Source organism: Pseudomonas sp. R3.Fl, from assembly GCF_023516765.1.
Lineage (GTDB): Bacteria > Pseudomonadota > Gammaproteobacteria > Pseudomonadales > Pseudomonadaceae > Pseudomonas > Pseudomonas citronellolis.
Map to the genome: position 1 here is coordinate 2,758,918 of NZ_JAMGSO010000001.1, position 14,781 is coordinate 2,773,698.

At 70.1% G+C, this 14,781-nt stretch carries 18 protein-coding genes and 1 riboswitch; of the genes, 4 read left to right on the top strand and 14 right to left on the bottom strand.

Annotated elements, in window-relative coordinates; translation table 11 throughout:
* Nucleotides 1-68: 68 nt before the first annotated feature.
* Entirely contained in the window at nucleotides 69-923 is an 855-nt protein-coding gene (locus M8R19_RS11970; protein ID WP_249917899.1) for a class I SAM-dependent methyltransferase, read from the bottom strand.
* Between the two features lie 63 nt (nucleotides 924-986).
* Between M8R19_RS11970 and M8R19_RS11975 the strand changes: the two genes are divergently transcribed.
* Both M8R19_RS11975 and M8R19_RS11980 read left to right on the top strand, forming a co-directional pair.
* Nucleotides 987-1,706 (top strand): DNA-3-methyladenine glycosylase, encoded by a 720-nt coding sequence (locus tag M8R19_RS11975; RefSeq protein WP_249917900.1) that lies wholly within the window; start codon nucleotides 987-989, stop codon nucleotides 1,704-1,706.
* Nucleotides 1,703-3,016 carry a bifunctional DedA family/phosphatase PAP2 family protein gene (locus tag M8R19_RS11980; RefSeq protein WP_249917901.1) on the top strand — a complete coding sequence of 438 codons (1,314 nt, stop codon included), beginning with the start codon at nucleotides 1,703-1,705 and terminating at the stop codon, nucleotides 3,014-3,016. The genes M8R19_RS11975 and M8R19_RS11980 overlap by 4 nt, the downstream gene beginning before the upstream one ends.
* A 3-nt stretch (nucleotides 3,017-3,019) precedes the next feature.
* Here M8R19_RS11980 and M8R19_RS11985 read toward each other — a convergent pair whose 3' ends face one another.
* Nucleotides 3,020-3,922, bottom strand: coding sequence for a LysR family transcriptional regulator (locus M8R19_RS11985; protein ID WP_249917902.1), 903 nt, complete (start codon nucleotides 3,920-3,922; stop codon nucleotides 3,020-3,022).
* Nucleotides 3,923-4,025: 103 nt separating this feature from the next.
* On the opposite strand from M8R19_RS11985, the gene M8R19_RS11990 reads away from it, so the two are divergent.
* Together M8R19_RS11990 and M8R19_RS11995 are read left to right on the top strand one after the other, a co-directional pair.
* On the top strand, nucleotides 4,026-4,319 hold the full coding sequence (locus M8R19_RS11990; RefSeq protein ID WP_064581873.1) for a putative quinol monooxygenase: 294 nt from the start codon (nucleotides 4,026-4,028) through the stop codon (nucleotides 4,317-4,319).
* A gap of 9 nt (nucleotides 4,320-4,328) precedes the next feature.
* Entirely contained in the window at nucleotides 4,329-5,342 is a 1,014-nt protein-coding gene (locus tag M8R19_RS11995) for a zinc-binding alcohol dehydrogenase family protein (protein ID WP_249917903.1), read from the top strand.
* Nucleotides 5,343-5,672: 330 nt separating this feature from the next.
* Here the strand turns inward: M8R19_RS11995 and M8R19_RS12000 are convergent, their stop codons facing one another.
* The 12 genes from M8R19_RS12000 to nrdR all read right to left on the bottom strand — a co-directional run bounded on the left by M8R19_RS12000 (nucleotide 5,673) and on the right by nrdR (nucleotide 14,696).
* Complete coding sequence (locus M8R19_RS12000) at nucleotides 5,673-6,473, bottom strand: cobalamin-binding protein (RefSeq protein ID WP_116422782.1); 801 nt, start codon at nucleotides 6,471-6,473, stop codon at nucleotides 5,673-5,675.
* Nucleotides 6,473-6,889, bottom strand: coding sequence for an MFS transporter (locus M8R19_RS12005; protein ID WP_074981996.1), 417 nt, complete (start codon nucleotides 6,887-6,889; stop codon nucleotides 6,473-6,475). The genes M8R19_RS12000 and M8R19_RS12005 overlap by 1 nt, the downstream gene beginning before the upstream one ends.
* The gene (ribA, locus tag M8R19_RS12010) at nucleotides 6,886-7,509 is read right to left on the bottom strand and encodes a GTP cyclohydrolase II (protein WP_249917904.1); all 624 of its coding nucleotides are present in this window, start codon (nucleotides 7,507-7,509) and stop codon (nucleotides 6,886-6,888) included. The genes M8R19_RS12005 and ribA overlap by 4 nt, the downstream gene beginning before the upstream one ends.
* A gap of 117 nt (nucleotides 7,510-7,626) precedes the next feature.
* Nucleotides 7,627-8,274 carry a retropepsin-like aspartic protease family protein gene (locus M8R19_RS12015; protein ID WP_009617275.1) on the bottom strand — a complete coding sequence of 216 codons (648 nt, stop codon included), beginning with the start codon at nucleotides 8,272-8,274 and terminating at the stop codon, nucleotides 7,627-7,629.
* 84 nt (nucleotides 8,275-8,358) lie between these two features.
* Nucleotides 8,359-8,874 (bottom strand): phosphatidylglycerophosphatase A family protein, encoded by a 516-nt coding sequence (locus M8R19_RS12020; RefSeq protein WP_074982003.1) that lies wholly within the window; start codon nucleotides 8,872-8,874, stop codon nucleotides 8,359-8,361.
* 5 nt (nucleotides 8,875-8,879) lie between these two features.
* Nucleotides 8,880-9,839, bottom strand: a complete 960-nt coding sequence (gene thiL / locus M8R19_RS12025; protein ID WP_249917905.1) for a thiamine-phosphate kinase — start codon at nucleotides 9,837-9,839, stop codon at nucleotides 8,880-8,882.
* A 14-nt stretch (nucleotides 9,840-9,853) separates the two neighbouring features.
* Nucleotides 9,854-10,333 (bottom strand): transcription antitermination factor NusB, encoded by a 480-nt coding sequence (gene nusB, locus M8R19_RS12030; RefSeq protein ID WP_043273460.1) that lies wholly within the window; start codon nucleotides 10,331-10,333, stop codon nucleotides 9,854-9,856.
* Nucleotides 10,330-10,806: a 6,7-dimethyl-8-ribityllumazine synthase gene (gene ribH, locus M8R19_RS12035; protein ID WP_043273459.1), complete on the bottom strand. Its 477-nt coding sequence runs from the start codon at nucleotides 10,804-10,806 to the stop codon at nucleotides 10,330-10,332. Before ribH ends, nusB begins: the two co-directional genes overlap by 4 nt.
* Nucleotides 10,807-10,906: 100 nt before the next feature.
* Entirely contained in the window at nucleotides 10,907-12,001 is a 1,095-nt protein-coding gene (gene ribBA, locus M8R19_RS12040; RefSeq protein ID WP_249917906.1) for a bifunctional 3,4-dihydroxy-2-butanone-4-phosphate synthase/GTP cyclohydrolase II, read from the bottom strand.
* Nucleotides 12,002-12,015: 14 nt separating this feature from the next.
* The gene (locus tag M8R19_RS12045) at nucleotides 12,016-12,678 is read right to left on the bottom strand and encodes a riboflavin synthase (protein ID WP_061560627.1); all 663 of its coding nucleotides are present in this window, start codon (nucleotides 12,676-12,678) and stop codon (nucleotides 12,016-12,018) included.
* 176 nt (nucleotides 12,679-12,854) lie between these two features.
* A riboswitch (FMN riboswitch) is annotated at nucleotides 12,855-13,020 on the bottom strand.
* Between the two features lie 114 nt (nucleotides 13,021-13,134).
* Entirely contained in the window at nucleotides 13,135-14,235 is a 1,101-nt protein-coding gene (ribD, locus tag M8R19_RS12050) for a bifunctional diaminohydroxyphosphoribosylaminopyrimidine deaminase/5-amino-6-(5-phosphoribosylamino)uracil reductase RibD (protein ID WP_249917907.1), read from the bottom strand.
* Nucleotides 14,232-14,696, bottom strand: coding sequence for a transcriptional regulator NrdR (nrdR, locus tag M8R19_RS12055; RefSeq protein WP_024128042.1), 465 nt, complete (start codon nucleotides 14,694-14,696; stop codon nucleotides 14,232-14,234). Before nrdR ends, ribD begins: the two co-directional genes overlap by 4 nt.
* Nucleotides 14,697-14,781 lie beyond the last annotated feature (85 nt).

The following is a 14,781-nucleotide window of genomic DNA, read 5'->3' on the forward strand; positions in this document are numbered from 1 at the left end:
TAGGAAATCCCTTCAAATCATATCCATGCCCCAGGATAGCGACAGTTCCTCTCCTGTTTCGTCCAAATTCAAATGCGGGCTTCTATCACCCGCACCAGGCTCGGCATGCGCCCGCGCGGCAGGCACAACTCGGCGCCGTGCACCTGCGGGTCGAGCACTTCCACGCCGGCGAAGCCGCAGCCGCGGAAGGCCGCGGCTATTTCCGCCTCGCTGCGGTAGTGCAGCGGGTAGCCGCCGCGGGTGAGCCGGCCGATCAGGCCGACGCCCCAGCGGATCTGCCGATAGCGCGGATGTTCGCGCAGGTCCGGGTAGAGTTCGGTGAGGTAGGTGGCCGCCGGGAAGTCGGCCAGGACCGCCGCCAGGCGCGTCCAGAAACCCTCGATCAGCGGGCGCTGGAAGTAGTTCACCAGGCCCTCGGTGATCACCACCACCGGGCGCTGGCGGTCGAGCTGGGCGAAGAGCGCAGCCAGGGTGTGCGGGCCTTGCTCGGCGAGAATGTCCACGGGGTGCACCCGGTGCCTTTCGTCCAGCCAGCCCTGCCCTTGCAGCAGAGCCGACTTGCGCGCGGCCATGGGCGGCAGGTCCGCCTCCAGGTAGTCCAGCTGTGGATAACGCAGACGGAAGCGCCTGCCGCGCGGCGACAGGCCGCAGGCGATTTCCACCACCTGGGTGACGCCGCGCTGCTCGATGGCCTGACGCAGGCGCGCGTCTATCAGCAGGTGGCGCTGCAGCAGGAAGTCCTCGATGTTCAGCCCGAAGCCCAGGCGCGCGCCCCAGGCGATCGGCGCCACGCAGCCGTGCACCCAGCGCCCGAAGGCGGTGGCGAAGGCCGGCTCGGCGAGCTTGTGGCGGAACCAGACATAGCCGGTGTAGTGCGCACTGGGGGTGATGTGCGCGCTGTCGGCGCGGATGCGTTCAGCCATGATTCAGTCTCTTGTTGTTATCATCCGCCAGCCTAAGAGCGCCCTGGTACCCACGACAATCCCATGCCTGCCGATCCCATCCTTGGTTTGCCCTGGCCCGAAGCGCGGCCGCTGCCCCATTCCTTCTTCGACCGCGACGCCCTGCTGGTGGCGCGCCAGCTGCTGGGCAAGGTGATCCGTCACCGCGTCGGCGAGCTCTGGCTGTCCGCGCGGATCATCGAGACCGAAGCCTATTACCTGGCCGAGAAAGGCAGCCACGCCTCGCTCGGCTACACCGAGAAGCGCAAGGCGCTGTTCCTCGACGGCGGGCACATCTACATGTACTACGCGCGTGGCGGCGACTCGCTGAACTTCAGCGCCGGTGGCGCCGGCAACGCCGTGCTGATGAAGTCCGGGCACCCCTGGATGGATCGCGTCAGCGGCGACGAGGCCCTGGCCCGCATGCGCCAGCTCAACCCCGCCGCCGATGGCAGCGAGCGCCCGCTGGGCAAGCTCTGCGCCGGCCAGACCCTGCTGTGCAAGGCCATGGGCCTCAAGGTGCCGGACTGGGACGCCAAACAGTTCGACGTGCAGCGGCTGTTCGTCGACGACGTCGGCGACACCCCGGCCCAGGTCATCCAAACCACCCGCCTGGGCATCCCCCACGGCCGCGATGAGCACCTGATGTACCGCTTCGTCGACGCCGCCTTCGCGCCCTTCTGCACGCGAAACCCGCTGCGCCGCGGCCAGGTCGAAGGCCGCGACTACTACCTGCTGGACAGCTCGGAAGCGCACCGCACATGAGCCTGGACCTGTTCAACCAATGGATCGCCGGCCACCCGCAGTGGCTGGGGCTGGTGGTCTTCCTCATCGCCTTTCTCGAATGCGCGGCGGTGGTCGGCCTGGTGCTGCCCGGCGTGGTGATGCTCTTCGCCGTGGCCGTGCTGGCCGGCGGCGGCGCCCTGGGCCTGGGGCAGACGCTGCTGCTGGCCTTCGCCGGCGGCCTGCTGGGCGACCTCTGCTCGTACTTCCTCGGCCGCCGCTTCCACCAGGACATCCGCCGCCTGCCGCTGCTGCGCCACCATCCGGAATGGCTGGCCGGCGCCGAAGGCTTCGTCGCCCGCTACGGCGTCACCAGCCTGCTGGTGGGCCGCTTCATCGGCGCCCTGCGGCCGTTCCTGCCGCTGGTGGCGGGCATGCTCGACATGCCCTTCGGGCGCTTCCTGGCGGTCTCCATCCTGGCCGCCGCCGGCTGGTCGGTGGCCTACCTGCTGCCCGGCTGGACCACCGGCGCGGCCCTGCGCCTGCCACTGCCGGAAGGCTTCTGGCCGGAGATGGCGGTGGTCGCCGGCGGCCTGGCCGTGCTCGGCGGCGCCTTGATCCATGCCTGCCTGAAGCGGCGCCACGGCACCGCACTGATCGCCGCCGGGCTGAGCGCCGCCCTGCTGCTGGGCATCCTGATCGGCTGGCCGCACCTGGACGCCCTCGACCACGGCCTGATGACGCTGATCCAGGAGGAACGCAGCCCGCTGCTGAACCACATCATGGTGGCGGTGACGCGCCTGGGCGACTTCCGCACCCAGGTGATCGTCGGCATCGTCGTCAGCGGCCTGCTGCTGGGCCTGGGCAAATGGCGCCATGCGCTGTTCGCCGGCGGCACCCTGCTCGCCACGGCACTGCTCAACACCACCCTCAAGCACTTCTTCGGCCGCGCCCGCCCGGAGGTGATCGCCGACCCGCTGAGCGCCTTCAGCATGCCCAGCGGGCACAGCTCGGCGTCCTTCGCCTGCTTCCTGGTGCTCGGCGTGCTGGCCAGCCGCGAGGGCTCGCCGCGGGTGCGCCTGACCTGGCTGCTGCTGGCCATGCTGCCGGCCGCCTGGATCGCCGGCTCGCGCCTGTACCTGGGCGCGCACTGGCCCAGCGACGTGATCGCCGGTGCCCTGCTCGCCGCCGCCGTCTGCGCCGCCGCGCTCTGGGCCAGCCAGCTGCGCCAGCCACTGCCGGCCCTGCCCAGGCGCATCTGGTGGTGCCTGGTGCCGACCCTGCTGCTGGTGTTCTCGGTCTCGGTCGGCTGGGACCTCAGCCACGCCGTGGCACGCTACACCCCGCTCTGAGGCTCAGCGCCAGGGCGCGCCGCGCAGATGCTCGGCGCAGCGCTGCTGGACGAACTCGCGCAGCAGGGTCACCGGCGGGCTCAGCTGCGCGCGGTGGGTGCAGAACAGGTTCAGCGGCGCCGCCTCGCCCCGCTGGTCGGCCAGGGCCACTTCCAGGCGCCCGGCGCGCACGTCGGCGGCCACGTCCAGCCAGGACTTGTAGACCAGCCCGCGCCCGGCCACCGCCCAGCGCCGCACCACGTCGGCGTCGTCGCTGACGCGGTCGCCGTCCACCTCGACCGTCTCGTCGCCGAAGCGCCAGCGCTCGTGCACACGGCCGCCGAGCATGTACAGCAGGCAGTTGTGCCGGGCCAGGTCCTGCGGCCGCTGCGGCCGGCCATGCTGGGCGAAGTAGGCCGGCGCGCCGCACAGCACGCGGCGGTTGTCCGCCGCCAGGGGCAGCGCCACCAGGCTGGAGTCCGGCGGCTGGCCGAGGCGGATGGCCACGTCCACCGGCTGGCGGTAGAGGTCGGCCTGGCGGTCGCTGAGCAGCAGGCGCAAAACCAGCCGCGGGTGCTGCGCCTGGAACTCGTCGAGCCAGGGCAACAGCACGTTGCGCCCCAGGTCCGAGGGCGCCGAGACCTGCAACGGCCCGGCGATCTCGCTGCGCCCGCCGGCCAGCAGCTGGCGGCCCTCCTCCAGGCTCTGCAGCGAGGCCCGCGCATGGGCCAGGAACAGCTCGCCCTCGGCGGTCAGCCGCAGGCTGCGGGTGGAACGGGCGAACAGGCGCGCCTGCAGGGCGCCCTCCAGGCGCTTGAGCGCGGCGCTGGCCACCGCCGGCGACACCTCCAGTTCGCGGGCCGCGGCGGACAGGCTGCCGCGCTCGGCGGTGCGGACGAACAGCTGGAGGTCGTCGAAACGCAGCATTTTCAATTTTCCTTTGAAAGAGACTTTCTTCCTACGCGGTTTTTCTTCACAACGAAAGAGCGGAGGATGCGCCCATCCCCCACTGCCGCAAGGAAGAGTCCCGATGAGCAGCCCCCTCACCCTGATCGCCATCATCCGCGCCAAGCCCGGCCGCGCCGACGCCCTGCAGGCCCGCCTGGCCGAGCTGCGCGTGCCCTCGCGGGCCGAGCCCGGCTGCATCCAGTACGACCTGCACCGCGACCGCAAGGACGCCGACCTGATCTACATGATCGAGCAATGGCGCGACGAGGCCGCCCTCGCCGAGCACGAGGCCAGCGAGCACTTCCAGGCCTTCGTCGCCGCCAGCCGGGACGACCTGGCCGAGCTCGACATCCGCCTGATGAACCGCATCGACTGAGGAGCCGCCATGAAAGCCATCGGTTACACCCACAGCCGCCCGATCGACGCCGACGACGCCCTGCTCGACATCCAGCTGCCGGAGCCGACGCCCGGCCCGCGCGACCTGCTGGTGGAGGTCCGCGCCATTTCCGTCAACCCGGTGGACACCAAGGTGCGCCAGCGCGCGGAGCCTGCGGCCGGCGAATACAAGGTGCTGGGTTGGGACGCCGCCGGCGTGGTCCGCGCAGTGGGCAGCGAGGTCAGCCTGTTCCGCCCGGGCGACGAGGTGTTCTACGCCGGCGACCTGACGCGCCCGGGCAGCAACGCCGAACTGCAGCTGGTGGACGAGCGCATCGTCGGCGCCAAGCCGGCCAGCCTCGACTTCGCCCAGGCCGCGGCCCTGCCGCTGACCAGCATCACCGCCTGGGAGCTGCTGTTCGAGCGCCTGCAGATCGCCGAGGGTCCGGGCAGCGCCGGGCAGAGCCTGCTGATCGTCGGCGCCGCCGGCGGCGTGGGCTCCATCCTCACCCAACTGGCCCGGCACCTGACCGGCGTGACCGTGATCGGCACGGCCTCGCGGGCGGAAACCCAGGAATGGGTCCGCGACCTCGGCGCCCACCACGTCATCGACCACGGCAAGCCGCTGAGCGAGGAACTGCAGCGCATCGGCATCGGCCAGGTGAGCCACGTGGCCAGCCTGACGCACACCGACGGGCACCTGCAGCAGATAGTCGCCAGCCTGCGCCCGCAGGGCCGACTGGGCCTGATCGACGACCCGGCGAACCTGAACGTGAGCCTGCTCAAGCAGAAGAGCCTGTCGCTGCACTGGGAGTTCATGTACACCCGCTCGATGTTCCAGACCGACGACATGATCGAGCAGCACCGCCTGCTGCAGCGCGTGTCGAGCCTGGTCGACCAGGGCGTGCTGCGCACCACCCTGGGCGAGCACTTCGGCCGCATCGACGCCGCCAACCTGCGCCGCGCCCACGCGCTGCTGGAGAGCGGCAAGGCCAAGGGCAAGATCGTGCTGGAGGGGTTCTGAGCGGTGGGAGGTACGGTGCTTCTCTCCCGTAAGAGCCGGACATACCGACGCAATTCGCGAATGAGGTCCTACGCTGCAGGCGAGCACGGCTTTTCGTAGGAGCGAGCTTGCTCGCGAATGAGCCCCGCAGCGGAGTCTGTTCGCGAGCAAGCTCGCTCCTACGAAGAGCACCCCGGTGCGGTCTGCAAGACAGTTGCGCCTACGCGCCCACCCGCGCCATTCCCATGTAGGAGCGCGCCCTGCGCGCGATTCGCGGGCAGGGCCCGCTCCTACAGGTTATGGGGGGGTACGGCATCCCGGCCGGCGGATAACCGCGAACGGTTATCCGCCCTACGGCTCGGCCTTGGCGAGCAGGCGGCAGAGTTTTTCGGTGGCGGCCAGCATGGCGTAGCTCGGCCGCTCCAGGTTGCGGTCGGGCAGTACCCACAGCTGGTTCAGGCGGGTCGCGCTCAGTTGTTTCATGGCCCGCCATTCCGCCGCCTGTTCGGCGTTGGGCGCCAGTATCACTTGCGGATCGCGGGCCAGCACCGCTTCCATGCCCACCTGCGGCGCCGGCAGCTGCAGGTCGTCGAACAGATTGCGCGCGCCGCACACCTGCAGGGCATCGCTGACCACCTGGCGTCCGCCCAGGGTGTACAGCGGGCGGTTCCATACCTGGTAGAACAGCCGCAGCGGGTGCTCGCGGGCGTACTGCTGGCGTAGTTCGGCGATGCGCTGGCGGAAGCTGGCGGCCAGGGCCGCGGCCTTGTCCTGGGCGTCGAGCAGCGCACCCAGCTCTTCCAACTGCCTGGGGATATCTTCCAACCGGTGCGGCTCGGCGATGTAGAGCTTCAGGCCCAGGCCCTTCAGCCGCGCCATCTGCGCATCGGGAATGCTGCCGGGCCAGACCAGCACCAGGTCCGGCCGCAGGCTCAGCAGGCGTTCCAGGTTCAGCTGCCCGTAGCGCCCCAGCGATGGCAGCGCCGCCAGTTGCGCCGGGCGTTCGTCGCCATCGAGCACACCCACCAGGCGCGCGCCGGCGCCCAGTTCCAGGACGCTGTCGGTCATCGAGGGCGACAGGCTCACCACCCGCTGCGCCGCCAGTGCCGGCAGGCCTAGCGATAGCAGCAGGACGGCGGCGAGCAGGCGCATCAGAGCAACTGGCGCGGCAGGCGGTACAGCCAGAGGATCAGCAGGCTGGTCAGCCCGAGGAGGATCAGCGCCACGCCGGACAGGTCGGTGAAACACGCCAGCACGCCGATCCAGGCCGGCAGGCTGGCGCCGAGGACGCCGTTGCGCCAGGTGCGCGCCAGCTCCGCCCAGGCGACGGGCTCTTCGGCCGTGTCACGGGCCTTGCCGGCGTCGATCAGGGCGAGCTTGTAGCGGCGGAACAGCGGCAGGGTGAAGTACATCGAGACCAGCGCGGCGACGTACAGCGGGGTGGCCAGCACGGCCAGGGCGTCGATCTCGAAGCCCCACAGCAGCAGCGCCAGCAGCGGCCCGAGAGCCAGGGCCAGGTGCAGCCACCACAGACGCCCCAGGCGGCCGAACTCGGCGGCGCGGTTCACTGCGCCTCGATCTCCGCCTCGCCCTGGTGCAGCTCGCCGAGCATGTGCCCGAGCTTGCCGGCCTTGGTCGCCAGGTAGCGCTTGTTGTACGGGTTCAGGCCCTTCTGCAGGGGCACGCGCTCGGCCACTGTGAGGCCGTAGCCCTCCAGCGCCTTCACCTTGCGCGGGTTGTTGGTCATCAGCTTCAGCGAGCAGACGCCCAGGTGCTGCAGCATCGGCAGGCACATGGCGTAGTCGCGCTGGTCGGCGCCGAAGCCCAGCTTGAGGTTGGCTTCGACCGTGTCCGCGCCTTCGTCCTGCAGGGCGTAGGCGCGGATCTTGTTCAGCAGGCCGATGCCACGGCCTTCCTGGCGCAGGTACAGCAGCACGCCGCGACCTTCGCGGGCGATGGCCGAGAGCGCGCCTTCGAGCTGGAAGCCGCAGTCGCAGCGCAGGCTGAACAGGGCATCGCCCGTCAGGCATTCAGAATGCAGGCGACCGAGCACCGGCTGGCCGTCGTCGATCTTGCCCATGGTCAGGGCGACATGTTCCTTGCCGGTTTCCTCGTCGAGGAAGCCATGCATGGTGAATTCGCCGAAGGGAGTGGGCAGCTTGGAGGCGGCGACGAACACGACGGACACCGGAAACTCCTGAAAGTCAGACAGTAGTAAGGAGCCGGCATTGTAACAGCAGTGCCGGGGCCGCCGTCATTGCGAAATCCGCAAGTTGGCTATCGAAGCCATCGATGGATCAGGCTCTTAGTGCTTGGACTGGATGTACATCATCCCCTGCTCCTCCCGCCAACCGACGCGGTTGAGGAAGCTCATGCCCAGCAGGATCTCGGTGGGGAACTCACCCTCCAGCACGCTGGCGTCCACGCCCAGCACCTCGATGCCGCCGAGCTTCACGCTGTTCAGGCTGATGCGCCAGCCCTTGACGGTGCCGCTGGCGGTGGAGGCGACCATGGGCTTGCCGACCACCCGGTAGTCGATGCCCAGGCGCCGCGCCTGGGCTTCGTTCATCGCCACCGTGGTGGCGCCGGTGTCGACCAGGAACTGGGCGTTCTGGCCGTTGATCGAGCCGGACACCCAGTAATGCCCGCCGGTGCCGCGGGCGATGCTCATTTCCTGTACCGGCGCCGGGGCCGAGTAGCCGCTGGCGTTGTATTCGCGGCTCAGTTCGTAGGTGCGTTCCACGCCCTCGACGCGCAGCACCGCCTTGTGCGCGTCGGCGCTGACCACCTGCACGCCCTGCGGCCCGGTCTCGCCCACGCGGAGGAACTTGCGCTGGCCGTCGATGTTGACCACCGCGGCGTTGGGGAACAGCCCCACCACCCACACCTGCGGGGCGGCGAGGGCCGCGCTGGCGGCAAGGGCGAGGCTCAGGGCAGGCAGCAGGCGCAGCATGGTGGGGCTCCTTGTCGGCTGGCGCGAGGATGGCGCCACGTTACACCGGCGCCGCTGCGCCGTCAGTGATGAAGTCGGCTGTTGTCAGAGCAGCCAGGCGGCCCAGGCCCAGACCAAGCCCTGCATGGCCAGCCAGGCGAAGACCCCGGCGAGGACGTCGTCGAGCATGATGCCAACGCCGCCGTGCACGTGGCGGTCGACCCAGCGGATCGGCCAGGGCTTGAGGATGTCGAAGAAGCGGAACACCAGGAAGCCCACCAGCAGCCACCACCAGCCCTCGGGCACCAGCCAGAGGGTGATCCACATGCCGACCATCTCGTCCCAGACGATGCCTTCGTGGTCGTGCACGCGCAGGTCGTCGGCGACCTTGCCGCACAACCAGAAGCCGAACAGCATGGTCAGCCCCAGCATCAGCCAGTAGCCCCAGTCCGGCAGCAGCTGCCACAGCGGGACGAAGGGGATGGCCACCAGCGAGCCCCAGGTGCCCGGCGCCTTGGGCAGGGTTCCGGAGCCGAAGCCGAAGGCCAGGAAATGCCAGGGGTTGCGCCAGACCGACGGCGGCACGGGCTGGGCGGGGGCTTGGTCGGGATGTTCGGGCACTGCGGTCACTCCGTGAAATGCAGGTAGCCGCCCTGGCGCGGCGTGATGTCGTGGCCTGCGTCGTCCAGCACGCGCACCCCGCTGCCGGCCTCGACGCGGCCGATGGCCGCCAGCTGCGGCCACTGCGCCTGCAGGGCCGGCAACTGCGCGGGCGGCAGGGTGAAGGCGATGACGTAGTCGTCGCCGGCGCCGAGCTTGGCCTGCAGCGCGCGCTCGGCGCCCAGCAGGCTTTCCAGCGGCGCACTGGCCGGCAGGCGTTCGGCTTCGATGATCAAGGCCACGCCGGAGGCGCGGGCGATGTGGCCGCAGTCGGCGAGCAGGCCGTCGGACACGTCCAGCGCCGCCGTGGCGCGGCCACGCAGGGCCTGGCCGAGGGCCAGCTGCGGCTGCGGCGCCCAGTAGCGCGCCAATAGCGGCTCGGCCACTTCGGGTTCGGCGGCAAGGCGGCCGAGCACCAGCTCCAGGGCGCCGCCGGCCTCGCCGACCGGGCCGCCGACGCAGAGCAGGTCGCCGGGGCGGGCGCCGCTGCGGGTCAGCGCCTGGCCGACGGGCACCTGGCCGAATACGGTGAGGGTCATGCTCAGCGGGCCGCGGGTGGTGTCGCCGCCGACCAGCGCCAGGCCGCAGGCCGCGGCCATGCGGTTAAGGCCCTGGGCGAAGGCTTCCAGCCAGGCCGGGTCGGCCTCGGGCAGGCTCAGGGCGAGGGTGAAGGCCAGGGGCGCGGCGCCCATGGCCGCCAGGTCGCTGGCGGAAACCGCCAGGGCGCGCTGGCCGAGCAGGAAGGGATCGCACAGCGCGGGGAAATGCACGCCGGCCACCAGGGTGTCGGTGGACACCGCCAGTTGCTGGCCGGCGGCCGGCGCCAGCAGGGCGCAGTCGTCGCCGATGCCCAGGGCCACGCCATCGGCCGCGGCCGCACAGGCGGCCGCGGCGAAATAGCGGCGGATCAGTTCGAACTCACCCATGCCTTGCGGCGGACTCAGCGCTTGGCGCCGCGCAGCTCGGCGGCGCGCAGACGCGGCGCCAGCTTGTCCAGCACACCGTTGACGAACTTGTGGCCGTCGGTGGCGCCGAAGGTCTTGGCCAGCTCGATGCCTTCGTTGATCACCACCTTGTAGGGCACGTCCAGGCGGTTGCGCAGCTCGTAGGTGGCCAGGCGCAGGATGGCCAGCTCGACCGGGTCGATCTCTTCCAGCGGGCGGTCCAGGCAGGGGGTGAATTCCTGGTCCAGCTCGGTCTTCAGGCGCGGCACGCCGTGGAGGATCTCGTGGAAGTAGGCGCCGTCGACGTCGCTGAAGTCGTTGTCGGTGCGGAAGGTCGCCTCGATCTCGTTCAGCGGCTGGCCGGCCATCTGCCAGGAATACAGGGCCTGCACCGCGAGGCTGCGGGCCTTGCGGCGCATGGCGATCTTGTTGGGCTTGGCCGGCTTGGACGGAGCGCCGTTGTCGTTGCTGCTCACTTGGCCTCCAGCTGCGACAGCAGGCTCACCATTTCCAGGGCGGACAGCGCGGCCTCGGCGCCCTTGTTGCCGGCCTTGGTGCCGGAGCGCTCGATGGCCTGTTCGATGGAGTCGACGGTCAGCACGCCGAAGGCCACCGGCACGCCGAACTGCAGGGAAACCTGCGCCAGGCCCTTGGTGCACTCGCCGGCAACGTATTCGAAGTGCGGGGTGCCGCCGCGGATCACCGCGCCGAGGGCGATGATGGCGTCGAACTCGCCGCGCTGGGCGACTTTCTGGGTTACCAGGGGGATCTCGAAGGCGCCCGGGGCGCGGATGATGGTGATGTCGCCTTCGGCGACGCCGTGGCGCACCAGCGCGTCGATGGCGCCTTGCACCAGGCTTTCCACCACGAAGCTGTTGAAGCGGCCAACCACCAGGGCGAAGCGGCCTTTGGGGGCGATGAAGGTACCTTCGATGGTCTTCAGGGTCATGGGCAGGTCTCGTTTCGTTAAAGAGCCGGAGCGTCGGCGACGCTCCGCGAAATTAGGCTAGAAGAACGGCGCCGCCGTGCCAGGGCACGGCGGCGCGGGTTCATTCGGCGGGCAGGTATTCTACAACTTCCAGGTCGAAACCGGATATCGCGTTGAAGCGCATCGGCGCCGACATCAGGCGCATCTTGCGCACGCCCAGGTCGCGGAGGATCTGCGAACCGGCGCCGACGGTGCTGTAGGTGGTGCTGGGCTTGGGCGCCGGCGCGCTGGCGGCGATCTCGCGCACGTGGGCCAGCAGGTCCTCGCCGCCGATCTGGTGGCCCAGCAGCAGCACCACGCCGCTGCCGGCCTCGGCCACCTTGGCCATGGCCGCGCGCAGGCTCCAGCGCCCGACCTGGTTGACCATCAGCAGGTCGCGCAGCGGGTCCATGTTGTGCACCCGCACCAGGGTCGGCTCTTCCGCGCAGATCTCGCCCAGGGTCAGCGCCAGGTGCACCTCGCCCTCCACCGAGTCGCGGTAGGTGATCAGGTTGAACTGGCCCAGCTCGGTGTCCAGCGGCTGCTCGGCGAGGCGCTCGACGGTGCGCTCGTGGATCAGCCGGTAGTGGATCAGGTCGGCGATGGTGCCGATCTTGATGCCGTGCTGCTCGGCGAAGGCTTCCAGTTCCGGGCGGCGGGCCATGCTGCCGTCGTCGTTCATGATCTCGCAGATCACCCCGGACGCCTCGAAGCCGCCCATGCGCGCCAGGTCGCAGGCCGCCTCGGTGTGGCCGGCGCGGGCCAGCACGCCGCCGGGCTGGGCCATCAGCGGGAAGATGTGGCCGGGGCTGACGATGTCGGCGGCCACCGCTTCCTTCGCGGCGGCGGCCTGCACGGTGCGGGCGCGGTCGGCGGCGGAGATACCGGTGGTGACGCCTTCGGCGGCCTCGATGGAAACGGTGAACTTGGTGCCGAAGCCCGAGCCGTTGCGCTGCACCATCAGCGACAGGCCCAGGCGCTCGCAGCGCTCGCGGGTCATCGGCATGCAGATCAGGCCGCGGGCGTACTTGGCCATGAAGTTGATGTCTTCGGTGCGCACGCGCTCGGCGGCCATGATCAGGTCGCCTTCGTTCTCGCGGTCCTCGTCATCCATGAGGATGACCATCTTGCCTTGGCGGATGTCTTCGACCAGTTCTTCGATGCTGTTGAGTGCCATCTGGGCAGCTCCTATCAATGCTTCATGAAGCCGTTTTCGGCCAGGAATGCTTCGGTGATGCCGCTGGCGGCGGGCTCGGCGGCCTTGTCGCCGAGCAGCAGGCGCTCCAGGTAGCGCGCCAGCAGGTCCACTTCCAGGTTCACCTGAAGACCGGGGCGGTAGTCGCCCATGATGGTCTCGCCCAAGGTGTGCGGGACTATGGTCAGCTCGAACTCGGCGCCATTCACCGCGTTGACCGTGAGGCTGGTGCCGTCGACGGTGATCGAGCCTTTCAGCGCGATGTACTTGGCCAGCTCGCGCGGAGCGCGCACGGTGAACTGGATGGCGCGGGCGTTATCCTCGCGCTTGACGATCTCGCCGACGCCGTCGACGTGGCCGCTGACCAGGTGGCCGCCCAGGCGGGTGGTGGGGGTCAGGGCCTTCTCCAGGTTGACGCGGCTGCCGACCTTGAGCTGGGCGAAGGCGGTGCGCGCCAGGGTCTCGCGGCTGACGTCGGCCCAGAAGCCGTCGCCGGGCAACTCCACGGCGGTCAGGCAGATGCCGTTGACGGCGATGCTGTCGCCGAGCTTGACATCGGCGAGGTCGAGCTTGCCGGTCTGCACGTAGAGGCGCACGTCACCGCCCTTGGGGGTGATCGAGCGGATGCTGCCGATGGCTTCGATTATGCCGGTGAACATGGGGCCTCCCGGACGGCGCAATGCGGTTGCGCGCAGGCGTGCCGGCCGGCGCGAGCCAGCGCAGTGGAAACGAAGGGGTGGTGCATGGTGTTGGAACTCCTGTTTTGGGAAAAACAGGGCATACCGATCGAAGGGACACGACGCGCAGGCGTGCAGACGCACCTTGCGCAGGTTCATCCCGTTCTCTCTTCATCCGGACTGTTACCGTCGGCCCCGGGATCGCACCGGGTCTGCTGACCTTGCCACTGCGGCGGTGGGCCGGTCGTGGCAAGCGCTCGCGGGCTCGACGCGTTGCGCGCCATCACCGCCGGTGGGGACTTGCACCCCGCCCTGAGAACGTCAATCGCGGCCGTTACAGCGTTGGCCGCGTGTGGCGTTTTACCACAGGCCGGCGCAAGTCGGAAGGTTCAGTTTGCTCTCCCCGCGCATTCGCAGGGGGTAGCGCAGACAATTCCGTCAGACCGGCCGCGCCGTGACCAGCCAGTCGTCGCCCACGGCGCGGATGTCGACGATCTTCAGCTCGCGCGCCTCGGCCATCTTCTCCAGCGGCAGTTCCAGCAGCGGGCGGGCACTGGAACCCAGCAGCCTGGGCGCGACGAAAATCCGGTACTCGTCCACCAGCCCCAGGCGGGCGAAGGCCCCGGCCAGGCGCGGGCCGGCTTCCACCAGCACCTCGTTGGCGCCGCGCGCGCCCAGTTCGGCGAGCAGCTTCGCCAGGTCGACGTGGCCATCGGCGCCGGGCAGCACCAGCAGTTCGCGGCCCTCGACAGCGAAACCGTCGCGTTCGGCGCAGCTGGCCACCAGCGCCGGGCCGGCCTGGTAGAAAGCAGCGTCGGTCGGCACCCGCAGGCGGCCGTCCACCAGCACGCGCAGCGGCTGGCGCGCGGCGGCCAGGGCGGTCTGTTCGGCGTCCAGGCCCAGTTCGTCGGGGCGCACGGTCAGGCGGGCAGCGTCCAGCAGCACGGTATCGGCGCCGGAAAGCACCACGCTGGAGCGCGCCCGCAGGCGCTGTACGGCGCGACGCGCAGCGGCGCCGGTGATCCACTGGCTCTCGCCGCTGGCCATGGCGGTGCGCCCGTCCAGGCTCATCGCCAGCTTGACGCGGACGAACGGCAAGCCGGTCTCCATGCGCTTGATGAAGCCGGCGTTGATTTCCCGGGCCTCGGCCTCCAGCACGCCGCAGGCCACCTCGATGCCGGCCTCGGCCAGGCGCCGCAGCCCCTGCCCGGCGACCTGCGGGTTGGGGTCCTGCATGGCCGCCACCACGCGGGCGACGCCGGCCTTCACCAGGGCATCGGCGCAGGGCGGGGTGCGGCCGAAGTGGCTGCAGGGCTCCAGGGTGACGTAGGCGGTGGCGCCGCGGGCGTTGTCGCCGGCCTGGCGCAGGGCGTGGACCTCGGCGTGGGGCTCGCCGGCGCGGACGTGCCAGCCTTCGCCGATCACCACGCCGTCCTTGACCACCACGCAGCCGACGCGGGGGTTGGGGTGGGTGGAATACAGCCCCTTGCGCGCCAGCTCCAGCGCGCGGGCCATGTAGGCCTGGTCGACGGCGCTCATTCCTTGGACGGCTCCCGGGCCAGGCGCTCGATCTCCTCGCGGAACTCGTTGAGGTCCTGGAAGCGCCGGTACACCGAGGCGAAGCGGATGTAGGCCACCTCGTCGAGCTTCTGCAGCTCGGCCATCACCAGCTCGCCGAGCACCCGCGACTTCACCTCGCGCTCGCCGGTGGCGCGCAGCTTGTGCTTGATGTGGGCGATGGCCTCTTCCAGGCGCTCGACGCTGACCGGGCGCTTCTCCAGCGCGCGCTGCATGCCGGCGCGCAGCTTGTCCTCGTCGAACGGCTGGCGGCTGCCGTCCTGCTTGATCAGCCGCGGCATGACCAGCTCGGCGGTCTCGAAGGTGGTGAAGCGCTCGCCGCAGGCCAGGCACTCGCGGCGGCGGCGGACCTGGTCGCCCTCGGCGACCAGGCGGGAATCGATGACTTTGGTGTCGTGGGCACCGCAGAAGGGACAATGCATGGCAGAGAATGGCCCTACGAAATGGTGGCCCATGGTACCCCATCCGCCGGGGCCCTTCGACCGGCCGTTCGACGAAACATCCGGC